The following is a 16,078-nucleotide window of genomic DNA, read 5'->3' on the forward strand; positions in this document are numbered from 1 at the left end:
AGCCATCCGCGTCGCTGGTGCCTACAGGTAGGCAGAGCAAAGGGCGGTGGGTGAGCGCTGCTCAGAGCGGACGGGCGTAGCGCAGTTGCGGGGTCCGGGCCGTGCCGATGTGCTCCTCGCGCTTCGCGCCGGTCGGTGTCCAGCCGCCCCGCTCGTAGAAGGCGCGGGCGTGCGCATTGTCCTTGAGCACCCAGAGCACCGCACGGCGCCAGCCCAGCGCGCGCATGGCGTCCAGCGCGTCCACCATCAGGGCGCGGCCGGTGCCCCGGCCCTGCTCACCGGGGTCGAGGTGGATCGCGTTGAGCAGCCCGGTCGCTGGGTCGTCCTCGTCGTCCGGGCCCAGGTAACTGAACCCGACCACCGTTCCGGCCCGCTCGGCCACGGTCATCCGGTGGTTGTCCCGCTCCCACTGCCACCGCTCGACCCAGTACCGCCCCATCGCCTCCGGCGTCGGGTCGGCCAGGGCCTCGGCCGGCAGGAAGGCGGAGTACGCGGCGACCCGGGAACGCTGGTGCAGCGCACCCACCCCCATCAGGTCGTCACCGGTCGCGGGACGGAGCGTGACGGTCACCCGGCCGAGGGTACCCGGCGCGGCGGAACCTGCACCGTCGTCAGGTCCTCGGCGATGATCAGCTCACCGTCGAAGTGGGCGCGCGCCTCGTCGTGGAACCGGCGCGGGTCGGGGTAGCGCTGGGAGAAGTGGGTGAGCACGAGTCGGCGTACCCCGGACTCCGTTGCCACCCGGGCGGCCTGCGCCGCGGTCAGGTGGCCGACCTCGGCGGCGAGCGCGGCCTCCGACTCCAGGAACGTCGACTCGATGACCAGCAGGTCGGCGTGCTCGGCGAGGGCGTACACCCCGTCGCAGAGGCCGGTGTCCATCACGAAGGCGAACCGCTGCCCCGGCCGGGGCACGCTCACCTCGTCCCGGGTGACGCGGCGTCCGTCGAGGTCGAGGTGCCCGACGCGGATCAGCTCGCCGACGGCCGGCCCGGCGATGTCGTACGCGGCGAGCTTCTCCGGCAGCATCCGGTGACCGTCCGGCTCGACCAGCCGGTACCCGTACGTCTCGATGGGGTGCCGCAGCCGGCGTGCCTCCAGGAAGCCGCAGCTCAGCGCGATCCGTTGCCCGTCGGTCTCGATCGGGGTCACCGCCAGCTCGGCGGTCTCGTAGAACGAGGTGGCGTGCCGCAGCCGGGCGAAGTACTCGGCGCCGCCGGCCGGAAAGTGCACGGCCACCGGCTGCGCCACCCGGTCCAGGGAGAGTCGCTGGATGGTGCCCGGCAGCCCCAGGCAGTGGTCGCCGTGGAAGTGCGTGACACAGATCCGGGTCAGGTCCGTGGCGGTGACCGTGGTGTGCAGGAGCTGCCGCTGGCTGCCCTCTCCCGGGTCGAAGAGGATCACCTCGTCGTCCCAGCGCAACACGTACCCGTTGTGGTTGCGCTGCCGGGTCGGCGCCTGGCTGGCCGTCCCCAGCACCACCAGCTCGCGCATCGACATCGGCCGGCCCTCTTTCGGATATGAAGCGACCCCCGGGGCGCTCCGCGCTGTCGCGCGGGCCGGCTGGACTGGGCCGGCGCCCCGGGGGTCGGGTGGCTGCCTGGAATTCGCCGCACCGCTGCCACACGGTCTCGACGATGGTGCTGGTTGCCCGCCTTTCGGCGAACCGTTCACTGTCGAGGACAGCGGCTAGCGGACAGCCACCTCACGAGTCCGATTGCTATACAAGTCTGGACCACCTCCCTTCACGTGTACGGCCACGTTATCGAGTTCCCGGCGGGCTCGGCAACGGATTTCGATCACAGGGTCAGATGGGAATGCCCGGCCGCCTCATATAGGCGGCCGGGCATCATGCCGGTGCGGGTGGCGGTGGTCAGCCGCCGACGCGGGCCACGCCGACCGGGCAGCTCAGCCCGTTCGGGCCGTGGTTGCAGTAGCCGTTCGGGTTCTTCGTCGGGGCCAGGTACTGCTGGTGGTAGTCCTCTGCGAAGTAGTAGCTGCCGAGCGGGGCGATCTCCGTGGTGATCTCGCCCTTGCCGGCCCGCGTCACGATCGGCTGGAACGCGTCCCGGGACGACTCGGCGATGGCCCGCTGCTCGTCGGTCGTCGTGTAGATCGCCGACCGGTACTGGGTGCCCACGTCGTTGCCCTGGCGCATGCCCTGGGTCGGGTCGTGGTTCTCCCAGAAGACCTTCAGCAGGTCCTCGTACGTGATCTTGCTGGGGTCGTAGACCACCTGGACGACCTCGGCGTGCCCGGTGCGGCCGGAACACGTCTCCTCGTACGTCGGGTTCTTGGTGATGCCACCGGCGTAGCCGGCGGAGGTGGTGTACACGCCGGGCAGCGTCCAGAACAGCCGCTCGGCGCCCCAGAAACAGCCCATCCCGAACACGGCCACCTGAAGGCCCTCGGGGAAGGGACCCTTGAGCGGGGTGCCCAGCACCTCGTGCCGGTCGGCGACCGGCATGGCGATCGGGCGGCCCGGCAGGGCCTGGTCGGGCGAGACCATCTCGGCGTTCATACGGCGCAGGAACACGGTGGGACTCCTCTCGTACCTCTCCCAGCGTGTAACACCGGTGGGTACCCCTTCCTTACCCGCGTCGGTGTGACTCAGGCCCCTGCCGGCAGGGCGGCGGCGACCCGCTCGGCGTACGCCCGGGCCTCGGTGTCGTCGTCGTAGCGGGTCCGCGGCCAGAAGAAGCCACGCAGCCCGTCGCCCTTGGTCCTCGGCACCACGTGGGTGTGCAGGTGCGGCACCGACTGGGACACCTTGTTGTTCATCGCCACGAACGTCCCACCGGCGCCCAGACCGGTCTCCACCGCCACGGCCAGCCGTCGGACCAGCGCGAAGTAGCCGGGCAGCAGGTCGGCCGGGAGCTCGGCCAGGGTCACCAGGTGCACCCGTGGCACCACCAGCACGTGCCCCCGGAACACCGGCCGGGTGTCGAGGAACGCCACCCCGTCCGGCTCGTCGGCGACCCGGAACGCCGGCACCGCACCCGCCACGATCCCGCAGAACACGCACCCGCTCATCGGTCCAGGCTATGCCGGCCACCCGGCTCCGCCACGCCCCGCCGGGCGGGGCACTAGCCTCACCAGAATGAGTCACGGCTTCGAGACGCTCGCCATCCACGCCGGTCAGGACCCTGAGGCCCGCACCGGCGCGGTGATTCCACCGATCTATCTGACCAGCACGTACGCCCAGGACGCCGTCGGCGCGCCCCGGCTCGGCTACGAGTACAGCCGCTCCGGCAACCCGACCCGCGACGCCCTCCAGGAGTGCCTGGCGGCGCTGGAGGGCGGCCCGGTCGGGCTCGCCTTCGCCAGCGGACTGGCCGCCGAGGACACCCTGCTGCGGGCCGTCTGCCAACCCGGCGACCACGTGATCATCCCGGACGACGCGTACGGCGGCACGTACCGGCTCTTCGCCCGGGTCGCCCAGCGTTGGGGCCTGGAGTTCACCCCGGCCAAGGTCTCCGACCCGGCCGCGATCCGGGCCGCCGTACAGCCCGGCCGAACGAAGGTCGTCTGGGTGGAGACGCCCACCAACCCGCTGCTCGGCATCGCCGACATCGCCGCCCTGGCCGGTGTCGCGCACGACGCGGGCGCGCTGCTCGTCGTCGACAACACATTCGCCTCGCCGTACCTGCAACAGCCGATCGCGCACGGCGCCGACGTCGTCGTGCACTCCACCACCAAGTACATCGGCGGGCACTCCGACGTGGTGGGCGGCGCCCTCGTCGTCGCCGACGCCGCGCTCGGTGAGGAACTGCGCTACCACCAGAACGCGATGGGCGCGATCAACGGGCCGTTCGACGCCTGGCTCACCCTGCGCGGCATCAAGACCCTCGGGGTACGGATGGACCGCCACTGCGACAACGCCGAGCGCCTCGCCAGCTACCTCGACGGGCACGCCAAGGTGTCCGAAGTGATCTATCCGGGGCTGCCCTCGCACCCCGGTCACGAGGTCGCCGCGAAGCAGATGCGCCGCTTCGGTGGCATGATCTCGTTCCGCGCCTCCGGCGGCGAGGACCATGCCGTGGAGATCTGCAACCGCACCAAGCTCTTCGTGCTCGCCGAGTCGCTCGGCGGCGTGGAATCCCTGATCGAGCACCCGGGCCGGATGACACACGCAAGTGCTGCCGGCTCGCCGCTTGAAGTTCCCGGCGATCTCGTGCGACTGTCTGTCGGCATCGAGACGGTCGACGACCTGCTCGCCGATCTGGAGCAGGCACTGGGCTGACCGCTGGGGAGGATGGCCGTGCAGGACATCAAGGCGACCTGGGTCGGGACGACCGCCAAGCAGATCGCCCGGGGCGTACGCCGAGGTGACGTCTCGGCCACCCAGGTCGTCGCCGACCACCTTGAGCACATCGCCTCGGCCGACCGCGAACTGGCCGCGTTCCGCGCCGTTCGCGGCGGCGAGGCGATCACCGAGGCGGAGAAGGTCGACGAGCAGGAGGACCTGGCCAACCTGCCCCTCGCCGGGGTGCCGGTGGCGGTCAAGGAGAACACGCCGGTCGCGGGGCTGCCCACCTGGAACGGGTCGGCGGCCGCGCGTACCGACGTCGCGGAGGCCGACCACGAGGTGGTCCGTCGGCTGCGCGGCGCCGGCGCCGTGATCCTGGGCGTGACGAGGATGCCGGAGCTGGGCCTCTGGGCGCTCACCGACGACGGCAGCGCGGTCACCCGCAACCCGTGGGACAGCTCGCGTACCCCCGGTGGCTCCTCCGGCGGCGCGGCCGCCGCGGTGGCGGCTGGCCTGGTGCCGATCGCCCACGGCAACGACGGGCTCGGCTCGATCCGGATCCCCGCCGCCTGCTGCGGTCTGGTCGGGCTCAAGCCCGGCCGGGGCGTGGTCCCCTGCCAGCTCGGCGCGGACGACTGGTTCGGTCTCACCGAGCACGGCATGCTGACCAGCACGGTCGCCGACGCGGCGGTCGGCTTCTCGGTGCTCGCCGGACGGCGACCGGAGAAGCTGGTCCCCCCGCAGCGGCTGCGGGTGGGCGTCTCGCTGCGCTCACCCGTGCGGGGCGTGTCGCCGGACGCGCCGAACCGCGACGCGGTCGCCGCCGCCGGTCGGCTCCTCGCCGCCGCCGGGCACGACACCGTGCCCGCCGACCCGGTCTACCCCACCGCGCTCGGCCTCCAGGGCATCGCCACCTGGCTCGCCGCCGCCGCCACCGACGTACGGGCCGCCGGCCTGGACCGGCGCGGCCTGCAACGGCGTACCCGACGGCACGTCGCGCTCGGCGAGTGGGCCCAGCGTCGGGGGTACGTGCGGGAGGCCGAACGGGCCGCGTGGCGGCAGCGGTCCGTGGACTTCTTCACCGACCACTCGGTCGACCTGCTGCTCACCCCGGCGCTGGCCTCCGCCCCGCCGGAGGCGGCACGCTGGTCCGACCGGTCCTGGCGGGCGAACATGACGGCAAACATCAGGTACGCCCCGTACGCGGCGCCGTGGAACATCGCCGGCCTGCCGGCGATCGTCGTGCCGGTGGGCCGCCGCCCGGACGGCCTGCCGGTGGCCGTGCAACTCGTCGGCCCGCCCGGCTCGGAGCTGCTGCTGCTCGGCGTGGCCGGTCAGTTCGAGATGGCCGCGCCCTGGTCGCGTCACGCCCCCGGCTATCCCCGCGTCGGAACGGGGTCACCGGCCGCCGCGTGATCGTCGGGCCGGTCGGCGCGGGCAGCCCAGTGGCCGGGTGGCACGATCGGGGCATGACGGAACTGGTCGGCCTCGACGACGTGCGGGCTGCGCGGAAACTGCTCGACGGCGTCATCCGGACCACCCCGCTGGAGCCCTCCCGGCCGCTGAGCGCGCAACTGGGTGGGCCGACGTGGCTCAAGTGCGAGAACGTGCAGCGCGCCGGCTCGTACAAGGTGCGCGGTGCGTACGTGCGGATCTCCCGCCTGTCGGCGGACGAGCGGGAGCGCGGCGTCGTCGCGGCGAGCGCCGGCAACCACGCGCAGGGCGTGGCCCTCGCGGCCGGCCTGGTCGGTACGCACGCGACGGTCTTCATGCCGGTCAACGCGCCGCTGCCGAAGGTCGCCGCGACCAAGGGGTACGGGGCGCAGGTCGAGTTGGCCGGCAACACCGTCGACGAGGCGCTGGTGGCCGCCCAGACGTACGCCGAGCGGACCGGCGCGGTGCTGATCCATCCGTTCGACCACCCGGACGTGATCGCCGGGCAGGGCACGGTGGCGCTGGAGATCCTCGAACAGTGCCCGGACGTGCAGACGATCATCACCGGGGTGGGTGGCGGCGGGCTGATCTCCGGGATGGCGGTGGCGGCGAAGGCGTTGCGGCCGGACATCCGGATCATCGGTGTGCAGGCGGCGGGTGCGGCGGCCTTCCCGCCCTCCCTGGTGGCCGGGGAGCCCGTCCGGCTGCCCGCCTTCGCCACGATCGCGGACGGCATCGCGGTCGGCCGGCCCGGTGAGATCACCTTCAACCACGTCCGCGAGCTGGTCGACGAGATCGTCACGGTCACCGAGGAGGACATCTCCCGGGCGCTGCTGTCCCTGCTGGAGCGGGGCAAGCAGGTCGTCGAGCCGGCCGGCGCGGTCGGTGTGGCCGCGCTGCTGGCCGGCGTGGTGGAGGTACGGACACCGGTGGTCGCGGTGCTCTCCGGCGGCAACATCGACCCGCTGCTGATGATGCGGGTGATCGAGCACGGACTGGCCGCCGCGGGTCGCTACCTGCGGGTGACGGTGCGCTGCTCGGACCGGCCGGGGCAGCTCGCCTCGCTGCTCAGCCAGATCGCCGAACACCGGGCCAACGTGGTGGACGTCGAGCACCAGCGCGCCAACCCGCACCTGAGCCTCGGCGAGGTGCAGGTGGCGCTGTCGGTGGAGACCCGGGGTGTCGAGCACTCCGACACGCTGATCTGCGCGTTGCGGGCCAGCGGCTACCAGGTGGACTTCGCAGCCGAGGCGTGACACCTGTTCGGTGTCACGCCTCGGAAGCGGTGTGCGTCAGCGAGCGGCCTCAGCCGGAGAAGGGCTCGAAACTGACCACGGTCACCTTGATGTCGGCGCCGCTGGGCGCCGTGTAGGTGCAGGTCTGCCCGGACCGACCGCCCAGGATCGCCTTGCCGAGCGCGGACTCGGGGCTGTAGACGGTCAGGTCGGTGGTAGCCGCGATTTCCCGGGAGCCGAGCAGGAACGTCTCGGTGTCGTCGGTGTCGTCGTCGAAGTAGATCGTCACGACCATGCCGGGCGACACCGCGTCCGCCGTCGGGGCCTCGCCGACCTTCGCGGTACGCAGCAGCTCCTGGAGGTAGCGGATGCGACCCTCGGCCTTGCCCTGCTCCTCGCGGGCGGCGTGGTAGCCGCCGTTCTCCCGAAGGTCGCCCTCCTCGCGGCGAGCGTTGATCTCGGCTGCGATCGCCGGGCGGTTGGCGATGTGCTCGTCGAGCTCGGCCTGGAGGCGGTCGTACGCGTCCTGGGACAGCCAGGTGGCGGGCGCCTCGTTGCCAGTGGACACAGGCGGTCTCCTCAGTTGTGCGTGGCTGGCTGACAGGTGAACTACCAAGTTACCAGTGCGGTACGACACAGCGTGTCGGCCATCACCGGCGGTGCCCGTCCGCACCACCACGGGTAGCCGACCTCCGGCCCGCCCCGGAAGCGACGTCTGCCCAGCTCAGGCCGGGGGTCGGCAGCGCAGCACCTCGCCGATGAACGGCCGTGCGGTGGTGGCGAGCCGGTGTCGGGTGGTGACGTGCCGGTCGCCCGGGGCCGCGGTGACGGTGACCTCCTCGCGGGCCACCTCGACACCCGCGCGGTCGCGGGCGCGCAGCACACACACCGCCGAGCCGCCCGGCGGCACTGTCACCCGGAAGTCGAGGAGCACCTGACTTTCGGTGATGTCGGTGTACGTGATCACCTGTGCGTCGTACGCCGGGTCGCCGTACTGCTTGTAGAGCCGTACCGAGATCAGCGTCAGCGCGGCCACCAGCACCAGCAGGGCCAGCGCGGCCAGCAGCGTACGACGGGTCCTGCCGCCCGGTTCGCGGCGGCGGCCGTAGCGCCCGGCGGGGAATGGTGGCGCGCCCGGGGAAAGTGTGGCGTGCGTCTCGGTCACCGGGGGGCATCTCCTGGCGTTGTTGTCGGCGGCATCGGCAAGAATGACAGAGTCCATCCTCCCACCCGGCTCAACGGCAGGATCGGCAGGTCGGGCCCCGCTCGGTGCGACAGGCGGGCGGGGGCGGGAGGATCCCCGGCAGGTCAAGCCGGTCGAGTCCGGTCGGGTCCACCCGTCCGGCACAGACGAGGAGCGCCGAAGTTGGCAGAGCAACTGCGTCTCATGGCCGTCCACGCGCACCCCGACGACGAGTCGAGCAAGGGTGCGGCGACCATGGCGAAGTACATCGCCGAAGGGGTGGACGTCCTGGTGGTGACGTGCACCGGCGGTGAGCGCGGCAGCGTGCTCAACCCCAAACTCGACAGGCCCGACGTGTGGGCCAACATCGCCGAGATCCGGCGTGCCGAGATGGACGCCGCACGCGCGATCCTCGGCATCGACCAGGCCTGGCTCGGTTTCGTCGACTCGGGGCTGCCCGAGGGTGACCCGCTGCCACCGCTGCCCGAGGGCTGCTTCGCCCTCCAGGACGTCGAGGTGGCCGCCGGTCCGCTGGTACGGCTGATGCGTGAGTTCCGGCCGCACGTGGTCACCACGTACGACGAGGAGGGTGGCTACCCGCACCCCGACCACATCATGTGCCACAAGGTCAGCGTGGCCGCCTTCGAGGCCGCCGGCGACCCGGAGCGCTACCCCGACCTGGGCGCGCCGTGGCAGCCACTGAAGCTCTACTACGACGTGGGCTTCTCCCGGGCCAAGATCCTGGCCCTGCACGAGGGCATGCTCGCCGCCGGTCGGGAGTCGCCGTACGACGACTGGGTCAAGCGCCTGGAGGACAGGCCGGACAAGGGCCAGCGGATCACCACCCGGGTGGACTGCGCCGACTACTTCCCGGTCCGTGACGCCGCGTTGCTCGCCCACGCCACCCAGGTCGACCCGGACGGCTTCTGGTTCCAGGCACCGATGGAGTTGCAGCAGCGGGCCTGGCCGACCGAGGATTTCCAGCTGGCCCGATCGATGGTGGACACCCCGCTGCCCGAGTCCGACCTCTTCGCCGGTGTCCGGGAGACGGTGCACGCGCGCTGACAAACCGCAGCGCTACCCTGGTAACACACCGCACATCGGAGGAACGCCATGCTGACCGCTGCCCAGGTGCTCGCGGAGAACAACTTCGGGGACACCCGCACGGGTGGGCTGGCCGGCCCGATGGGCCTCTTCCTCATCCTGCTGCTGGCCACCGCGACCATCCTGCTGATCCGCAACATGAACGCCCGGCTCCGCCGGCTGCCCGACCGGTTCCCCCAGCAGGGGCGGCCGACCGACCCGACCAGGGCCGACGCGGCAGTCGCTGATCCGACAGACGGGACCGGCGGCCGTGATTCATCCACGCCCGCTCCCAACGGGCACCAGCAGCACCGGAACGGGTAGTCCCCGCATGATTCACGCCCAACCGGGTGGTCGCCCCCTGTTGCGACCACCCGGTTTGGCTTAGCCTTCCGCCGGGGGGACCAAAAGTCCCCGAGCCGTGCGCGGGAGGGGGCGCCGATGAGAGTCACAGCACCGGCCGCCCGTCGTACCCTCACGCGGTCGCCTGACGGGGGAGGTCGATGACCTCCGGCCCGGTCGGCGACCGGCTCGGTCTGCGCGGCACGCCGGTACGCCTGCTCGTGCTCACCGCCGCGGTCACGTTGACCGCCGTCGCCGCCGCCACGGTGGGGTTGACCCTGCCGGCCAGCCTGCCGTCGGACGACCCACTCGGTGGTCCGGCGCGCTTCGGCATCGTCGTCGGCGTCGTCGCCGTCGCCCAGCTCGCCCGGCTGCGGTTCCGTTCGCCCGCCGGCATGGTCAGCATCACGTGGGGCGAGGCGGCGTTGATCGTCTGCCTCTACCTGGCGCCCGCCGGCTGGCTGCCGTCCGCCACCCTGCTCGGCGCCGGCCTGTCCTGGACGGTGCTCTCGCTGCACAACGACCGCCGCCCGGCGCTGGAGATCGTCCGGATCGCGGCGTCGCTGGCCGCCGCCACGGCGCTGGCCGTGTCCGTGGCCACCGCGCTGGGGGAGCCGCTGCTCGCCGCGCCCACGCCGATGCTGGCGCTGGCCGTGATCGCCGGCTCGGTGACCTACCTGCTGGTGACGGCCTGGCTCGGTGGGGTGACGCTGGGCCTGCGGCACGGTCTGCCGATCGGCCCGCCCCTGCTCGCGGCGCTGCGCGGCAAACTGCTGATGTTCGTCGGCAACGTGGCGGTCGGCCTGGTGGTGGTCGCTCTGCTGGAGTTGGACGCGCGCTGGCTGCTCCTGCTTCCGCCGCTGCTCTGGCTGCTCCAGCAGACCTACCGCTACCGGCTGCGGGCCGACCAGGAACGCCGGACGTGGCGGGCCTTCGCCGAGGCCACCGCGGCCCTCAACCAGCTCGACGAGCGGGGCGCGGCCAGCGCGGCGGTCACCGGCGCGCTGGCGCTGTTCAACGCCGAACTGGTGGACGTCGACGTGGCGCGTGCGGACGGCCGGTGGCGCCGCTACCGGGGTGACGCGGGCGGCCAGATGGTCGACCGGGAGGTGGGCCCACCGGACCTGTCGGAGCCGGACGAGCACGAGCTGGTCCGGGCCCTCTCGGTCGGCGCCGCGCCGGTCGGCCGGCTCCGGGTCCGGTTCCCGCGCTCCGCCCCGCCCAGCAACCGGGAACGCGACGCCGTGGCCGCGTTCGGCGACGCGCTGGCCGCCGCGCTGCACGACGCCGCGACCCACCGCGAGCTGCGGCTGGTGACCGCACGGTCGTCGTACGAGGCGGTGCACGACCCGCTCACCGGGCTGGCCAACCGGGCGGCCATGCTCGGCAAGGGCGACCAGTCGTTGCGTCAACTCGCCCACGACCATCCGGTGGCGCTGCTGCTGCTGGACATCAACCAGTTCAAGGAAGTCAACGACACCCTCGGGCACGCCGCGGGTGATCAGCTGCTGCGGCTGACCGCGAACCGGCTCAGCGCGATGGCCCGGTCCGGCGACCTGCTCGGCCGGCTCGGTGGCGACGAGTTCGCGTTGCTGCTCACGTCCGTGCCGGTGCTCGGCGACCGGGCAGCGCCGCTGGCACACGCGCTGCGCCAGGCCCGGGAGATCGCCGAGCGGCTGGCCTCCCCGACCGAGGTGGCCGGGGTGCGGATGTCGATCGAGGTGTCGGTCGGGGTGGTCGTCGCCGACGCCGGAACGGCCGACATGACCGAGCTGCTGCGCCGGGCCGACATCGCGATGTACCAGGCCAAGGAGGGCGGGGGCAGCGTCGCCGCGTACGACGGCAGCCGGGACGCGGCGAGCACCGACCAGCTCGCCCTGCTGGCCGAGCTGCGTGAGGCGTTGAAGGTCGACGACCAGCTGGTGTTGGCGTTGCAGCCGGCGGTGGACCTGGCCACCGGCGCGCCCACCGGTGTGGAGGCGCTGATCCGCTGGCAGCATCCCCGGCGGGGCTGGTTGGGCCCGTCCGACTTCATCCGTCCGGTGGAGAACAGCGAGCAGCTCGGCACTTTCACCCGGTACGTGGTGGACAAGGCCCTCGGGGTGGCCGCCGGCTGGGCGCGGGACGGGCTGGACGTACCGATCTCGGTGAACCTGTCGGCGCGCAGCCTCCTGGACCCCCGGCTGCCGGCGGAGATCGCGGACGCCTTGCGCCGACACCAGGTGCCACCGCACCGGCTCGTGTTGGAGATCACCGAGACCGTGGTGATGAGCGAACTGGAGGTCATCGACGAGGTACTGGCCACCCTCCGGTCGATGGGCGTACAGCTCGCCGTGGACGACTTCGGCACCGGGTTCTCCTCGTTGACCTTCCTCACCCGGATCGCCGTGGACGAGTTGAAGGTGGACCGCTCGTTCGTGATCCGGATGGCCGACTCGCCGGAGGCGGCGGCGATCGTCCGCACCACCGTGGGTCTCGCTCACGAGCTGGGCCTGCGGGTGGTCGCCGAGGGCGTGGAGACCGCCGAGCAGCGGATGGCGTTGGCCGAGCTGGGCTGCACCTCCGCGCAGGGCTACCACTTCTTCAAGCCGATGCCGGCGGACAAGATCGGCGCGGTGCTCGGGTCGCTGCGCGACTCCGCCGAGTCGAACGTCTTCCGGCTCCGCGCCGACGGCGCCTCCTGACCGCCGGGCACGCCCGGGCGGGTGTGGTTATGGTCGTCGGGTGAACCGACTCGCCGACGCCACCAGTCCGTACCTGCTCCAGCACGCCGACAACCCGGTCGACTGGTGGCCGTGGTGCGACGAGGCGTTCGCCGAGGCGAAGCGGCGCGACGTTCCGGTGCTCATCTCGGTGGGCTACGCCGCCTGCCACTGGTGCCACGTGATGGCGCACGAGTCGTTCGAGAACGAGCAGGTCGGCGCGCTGATGAACGACAACTTCGTGTCGATCAAGGTGGACCGCGAGGAGCGTCCGGACGTGGACGCGGTCTACATGACCGCCACCCAGGCGATGACCGGGCAGGGCGGCTGGCCGATGACGGTCTTCGCCACCCCCGACGGCACCCCGTTCTTCTGCGGCACCTACTTCCCGCGCGCCAACTTCGTCCGGCTGCTCCAGTCGGTGACCACCGCCTGGACGGACCAGCGCCAGGAGGTGCTGCGCCAGGGCGCGGCGGTGGTCGAGGCGATCGGCGGTGCGCAGGCCGTGAGTGGTCCCACCGCGCCGCTAAACGCCGCGCTGCTCGACGCCGCGGCCGCCACGCTGGCCGGCGAGTACGACGCGACGAACGGTGGCTTCGGGGGCGCCCCGAAGTTCCCGCCGCACATGAACCTGCTCTTCCTGCTGCGCCACCACCAGCGCACCGCCGACCCGCGCAGCCTGGAGATCGCCAGGCACACCGCCGAGGCGATGGCCCGGGGCGGCATCTACGACCAGCTCGCCGGCGGTTTCGCCAGGTACTCGGTGGACGCGCACTGGACGGTGCCGCACTTCGAGAAGATGCTCTACGACAACGCGCTGCTGCTGCGCGTCTACACCCAGCTGTGGCGGCTCACCGGCGACCGTCTGGCCCGCCGGATCGCCCGGGACACCGCCCGGTTCCTCGCCGACGAACTGCACCGGCCGGGGGAGGGGTTCGCGTCCGCGCTGGACGCCGACACCGAGGGCGTAGAGGGGCTCACCTACGCCTGGACGCCCGCCCAGCTCGTCGAGGCGCTGGGGGAGGACGACGGCCGCTTCGCCGCCGACCTGTTCACCGTGACCGAGGCCGGCACCTTCGAGCACGGTATGAGCGTGCTCAAGCTCGCCCGGGACGTCGACGACGTGGCGCCGGAGATCCGCGCCCGCTGGCAGCGGATCGTCGGGCAGTTGCTCGCGGCCCGCGACACCCGCCCCCAGCCGGCCCGCGACGACAAGGTGGTGGCCGCCTGGAACGGCCTGGCGATCACCGCCATCGCCGAGTTCCTCCAGGTCGCCGCGCTGTACGCGTCGCCGCAGGACGACGACGTGAACCTGATGGAGGGCGTCACCATCGTCGCCGACGGCGCGATGCGCGACGCCGCCGAACACCTGGCCACCGTGCACCTGGTGGACGGTCGGCTGCGCCGGGTCTCCCGCGACGGCAGGGTCGGCGAGCCGGCCGGCGTCCTGGAGGACTACGGCTGCGTGGCCGAGGCGTTCTGCGCGCTGCACCAGCTCACCGGCGAGGGCCGCTGGCTCACCCTGGCCGGTCAGCTGCTGGACGCCGCGCTGGAGCACTTCGCGGCGTCCGGCGGCGCCTACTACGACACGGCCGACGACGCGGAGCGGCTGGTCGCCCGGCCGGCCGACCCCACCGACAACGCCACCCCGTCCGGCCGGTCCGCGTTGGTCGCCGGGCTCGTCGCGTACGCGGCCCTGACCGGGGAGACCCGCTACCGGGAGGCCGCCGAGGAGGCCCTCGCCACCGTCGCGCCGATCGTCGGGCGGCACGCCCGGTTCACCGGGTACGCCGCCACGGTCGGCGAGGCGCTGCTGTCCGGGCCGTACGAGATCGCAGTGGTGACCGACGACCCGGTCGGCGACCCGCTGGTGGCCGCCGCCCGCCGGTACGCCCCGCCCGGCGCGGTGGTGGTGGCCGGGCTCCCGGACCAGCCCGGCGTGCCGCTGCTCGCCGACCGGCCGCTTGTCGACGGGCGTTCCGCCGCGTACGTCTGCCGGGGTTTCGTCTGCCAGCGACCGGTCACCTCGGTCGAGGAGCTGGTCGCCGAACTCGGTAGCGCCGGGTAGCCGCCGCCCCTGCCACGGCGGTGCCGACACGTGGTCGCCCGCACCGGCGCCGCCGGCCCTGCGGGTGGCCACGCCGGTGGCCCGGATAGGCTGGCCGCGCTATGGATTCCCGTACCGGACTACCCGTTGTCGGCATGGTGGGTGGCGGCCAGCTGGCCCGGATGACCCACCAGGCCGCGATCGCCCTCGGCCAGTCACTGCGCGTGCTCGCGGCGGCCCCCGACGACGGCGCGGCGCTGGTCGCCGCCGACGTCCAGTACGGGGATCACACCGACCTCGCCGCGCTGCGCACCTTCGCCAAGAGCTGCGACGTGGTCACCTTCGACCACGAGCACGTGCCCAACGAGCACATCCGCACACTCGCCGCGGAGGGCGTGTCCCTGTACCCGCCGGCGGACGCGCTGCTGCACGCCCAGGACAAGCAGGTCATGCGGGAACGCCTGACCGAGCTGGGCGCACCGAACCCCGCGTGGCGGCCGGTCGGCGAGCCGGCCGACCTGGTGGACTTCGGCACGCGGCGCGGCTGGCCGGTGGTGCTCAAGGCCGCCCGGGGTGGCTACGACGGCCGGGGCGTCTGGATGGTCGACGACGCAGCCCAGGCCACCGAGCTGGCGACCACGCTGCTCGCCGGCGGGACTCGACTGATCGTCGAGGAGCGGGTGCCGCTGCGTCGGGAGTTGGCCGTGCAGGTGGCGCGATCGCCGTTCGGTCAGGTGGCCGCGTACCCGGTCGTCGAGACCGTCCAGCGCGACGGCATCAACGTCGAGGTGCTGGCCCCGGCCCCCGGCCTCGACGAGGACCTGGCGGTCGCCGCCCAGCAGCTCGCCATCGACCTGGCCACCGCGCTCGGCGTGGTCGGACTGCTCGCCGTGGAGCTGTTCGAGGTGCGCGACGCGGCCGGCCGCCCCGCGATCGTGGTCAACGAACTGGCCATGCGCCCGCACAACTCGGGGCACTGGACGATCGAGGGTGCCCGGACCTCCCAGTTCGAGCAGCACCTGCGGGCGGTGCTGGACTACCCGATGGGCGACACCGCGCTGACCGCGCCGGTCGTCGTGATGGCGAACGTGCTCGGTGGCGAGCCGGGCGGCATGTCGATCGACGAGCGGCTGCACCACCTCTTCGCCGCCGAGCCGGGTGCGAAGGTGCACCTGTACGGCAAGCAGGTGCGGCCCGGCCGCAAGGTCGGGCACGTGACGGTGCTCGGCGACGACCTGGACGACGTACGGGCGCGGGCGGCGCGTGCCGTGCGCTGGCTGCGGGAGGGGCACGAGTGAGCACCGTCGGGCTGATCATGGGCAGCGACTCGGACTGGCCGACCATGCGGGCGGCGGCCGAGGTGCTCGACGACTTCGGTGTGCCGTACGAGGTCCGGGTGATCTCGGCGCACCGGACCCCGGTGGCGATGATCGAGTACGGCCGCGACGCCGCCGACCGGGGCCTCAAGGTGATCATCGCGGGCGCGGGTGGGGCCGCCGCGCTGCCCGGCATGGTCGCCTCGGTGACGCCGCTGCCGGTGATCGGTGTGCCGGTGCCGCTGAAGCACCTCGACGGCATGGACTCGCTGCTGTCGATCGTGCAGATGCCGGCCGGTGTGCCGGTGGCCACGGTGTCGATCGGCAACGCCCGCAACGCCGGCCTGCTCGCCGTACGGATCCTCGGGGCGGCCGACGAGGCGCTGCGCGCCCGCATGGTGACCTACCAGCAGGATCTGGAGAAGCTGGTGGCAGAGAAGGAAGCAACCCTCCACGCCACCCTGCCCTGACCCCCGCAGGGCAGGGTCGC

15 protein-coding genes are annotated in these 16,078 nt (G+C 72.7%); 9 read left to right on the top strand and 6 right to left on the bottom strand.

What is annotated here, in order from left to right:
• Positions 1-61 precede the first annotated feature (61 nt).
• The 4 genes from ABZS77_RS05520 to ABZS77_RS05535 all read right to left on the bottom strand — a co-directional run bounded on the left by ABZS77_RS05520 (position 62) and on the right by ABZS77_RS05535 (position 3,030).
• Entirely contained in the window at positions 62-571 is a 510-nt protein-coding gene (locus ABZS77_RS05520) for a GNAT family N-acetyltransferase (RefSeq protein WP_354817673.1), read from the bottom strand.
• On the bottom strand, positions 568-1,497 hold the full coding sequence (locus ABZS77_RS05525) for a ribonuclease Z (protein ID WP_354817676.1): 930 nt from the start codon (positions 1,495-1,497) through the stop codon (positions 568-570). Before ABZS77_RS05525 ends, ABZS77_RS05520 begins: the two co-directional genes overlap by 4 nt.
• Positions 1,498-1,870: 373 nt before the next feature.
• Positions 1,871-2,533: a peptide-methionine (S)-S-oxide reductase MsrA gene (msrA, locus tag ABZS77_RS05530; RefSeq protein ID WP_354817679.1), complete on the bottom strand. Its 663-nt coding sequence runs from the start codon at positions 2,531-2,533 to the stop codon at positions 1,871-1,873.
• Between the two features lie 74 nt (positions 2,534-2,607).
• Positions 2,608-3,030 (bottom strand): HIT family protein, encoded by a 423-nt coding sequence (locus tag ABZS77_RS05535; RefSeq protein WP_354817681.1) that lies wholly within the window; start codon positions 3,028-3,030, stop codon positions 2,608-2,610.
• Between the two features lie 67 nt (positions 3,031-3,097).
• Here ABZS77_RS05535 and ABZS77_RS05540 point away from each other — a divergent pair, with 67 nt between their 5' ends.
• Genes ABZS77_RS05540 through ilvA form a run of 3 tightly spaced genes read left to right on the top strand, consistent with a single transcriptional unit; the run spans position 3,098 to position 6,936 of the window.
• A complete protein-coding gene (locus ABZS77_RS05540; RefSeq protein WP_354817684.1) occupies positions 3,098-4,240 on the top strand; it encodes a cystathionine gamma-synthase in 1,143 nt (380 codons plus the stop codon).
• Positions 4,241-4,252: 12 nt separating this feature from the next.
• Positions 4,253-5,662 (top strand): amidase family protein, encoded by a 1,410-nt coding sequence (locus tag ABZS77_RS05545; protein ID WP_354817687.1) that lies wholly within the window; start codon positions 4,253-4,255, stop codon positions 5,660-5,662.
• Between the two features lie 53 nt (positions 5,663-5,715).
• Entirely contained in the window at positions 5,716-6,936 is a 1,221-nt protein-coding gene (ilvA, locus tag ABZS77_RS05550; protein WP_354817690.1) for a threonine ammonia-lyase, read from the top strand.
• 49 nt (positions 6,937-6,985) lie between these two features.
• Here the strand turns inward: ilvA and greA are convergent, their stop codons facing one another.
• On the bottom strand, positions 6,986-7,483 hold the full coding sequence (gene greA / locus ABZS77_RS05555; RefSeq protein WP_354817693.1) for a transcription elongation factor GreA: 498 nt from the start codon (positions 7,481-7,483) through the stop codon (positions 6,986-6,988).
• A gap of 156 nt (positions 7,484-7,639) precedes the next feature.
• Complete coding sequence (locus ABZS77_RS05560; protein ID WP_354817696.1) at positions 7,640-8,080, bottom strand: DUF4307 domain-containing protein; 441 nt, start codon at positions 8,078-8,080, stop codon at positions 7,640-7,642.
• A gap of 201 nt (positions 8,081-8,281) precedes the next feature.
• On the opposite strand from ABZS77_RS05560, the gene mca reads away from it, so the two are divergent.
• The 6 genes from mca to purE all read left to right on the top strand — a co-directional run bounded on the left by mca (position 8,282) and on the right by purE (position 16,058).
• Positions 8,282-9,163, top strand: a complete 882-nt coding sequence (gene mca, locus ABZS77_RS05565) for a mycothiol conjugate amidase Mca (protein WP_354817699.1) — start codon at positions 8,282-8,284, stop codon at positions 9,161-9,163.
• 48 nt (positions 9,164-9,211) lie between these two features.
• Positions 9,212-9,505, top strand: a complete 294-nt coding sequence (locus ABZS77_RS05570; RefSeq protein WP_354817702.1) for a hypothetical protein — start codon at positions 9,212-9,214, stop codon at positions 9,503-9,505.
• A gap of 179 nt (positions 9,506-9,684) precedes the next feature.
• Positions 9,685-12,207 carry a bifunctional diguanylate cyclase/phosphodiesterase gene (locus ABZS77_RS05575; RefSeq protein ID WP_354817705.1) on the top strand — a complete coding sequence of 841 codons (2,523 nt, stop codon included), beginning with the start codon at positions 9,685-9,687 and terminating at the stop codon, positions 12,205-12,207.
• A 40-nt stretch (positions 12,208-12,247) separates the two neighbouring features.
• On the top strand, positions 12,248-14,293 hold the full coding sequence (locus ABZS77_RS05580; RefSeq protein WP_354817708.1) for a thioredoxin domain-containing protein: 2,046 nt from the start codon (positions 12,248-12,250) through the stop codon (positions 14,291-14,293).
• Positions 14,294-14,394: 101 nt separating this feature from the next.
• On the top strand, positions 14,395-15,570 hold the full coding sequence (locus ABZS77_RS05585) for a 5-(carboxyamino)imidazole ribonucleotide synthase (protein WP_354817711.1): 1,176 nt from the start codon (positions 14,395-14,397) through the stop codon (positions 15,568-15,570).
• Positions 15,567-16,058, top strand: coding sequence for a 5-(carboxyamino)imidazole ribonucleotide mutase (gene purE, locus ABZS77_RS05590; protein ID WP_354817714.1), 492 nt, complete (start codon positions 15,567-15,569; stop codon positions 16,056-16,058). The genes ABZS77_RS05585 and purE overlap by 4 nt, the downstream gene beginning before the upstream one ends.
• Positions 16,059-16,078 lie beyond the last annotated feature (20 nt).

Source organism: Micromonospora sp. NPDC005298 (genome assembly GCF_040607375.1).
GTDB lineage: Bacteria > Actinomycetota > Actinomycetes > Mycobacteriales > Micromonosporaceae > Micromonospora.

Coding starts and splice junctions, on each gene's coding strand:
- ABZS77_RS05525 (WP_354817676.1), bottom strand. CDS start 1,497: ATGTCGATGCGCGAGCTGGTGGTGCTGGGGACGGCCAGCCAGGCGCCG.
- ABZS77_RS05535 (WP_354817681.1), bottom strand. CDS start 3,030: ATGAGCGGGTGCGTGTTCTGCGGGATCGTGGCGGGTGCGGTGCCGGCG.
- ABZS77_RS05540 (WP_354817684.1), top strand. CDS start 3,098: ATGAGTCACGGCTTCGAGACGCTCGCCATCCACGCCGGTCAGGACCCT.
- ABZS77_RS05545 (WP_354817687.1), top strand. CDS start 4,253: ATGGCCGTGCAGGACATCAAGGCGACCTGGGTCGGGACGACCGCCAAG.
- ilvA (WP_354817690.1), top strand. CDS start 5,716: ATGACGGAACTGGTCGGCCTCGACGACGTGCGGGCTGCGCGGAAACTG.
- ABZS77_RS05570 (WP_354817702.1), top strand. CDS start 9,212: ATGCTGACCGCTGCCCAGGTGCTCGCGGAGAACAACTTCGGGGACACC.
- ABZS77_RS05575 (WP_354817705.1), top strand. CDS start 9,685: ATGACCTCCGGCCCGGTCGGCGACCGGCTCGGTCTGCGCGGCACGCCG.
- ABZS77_RS05585 (WP_354817711.1), top strand. CDS start 14,395: ATGGATTCCCGTACCGGACTACCCGTTGTCGGCATGGTGGGTGGCGGC.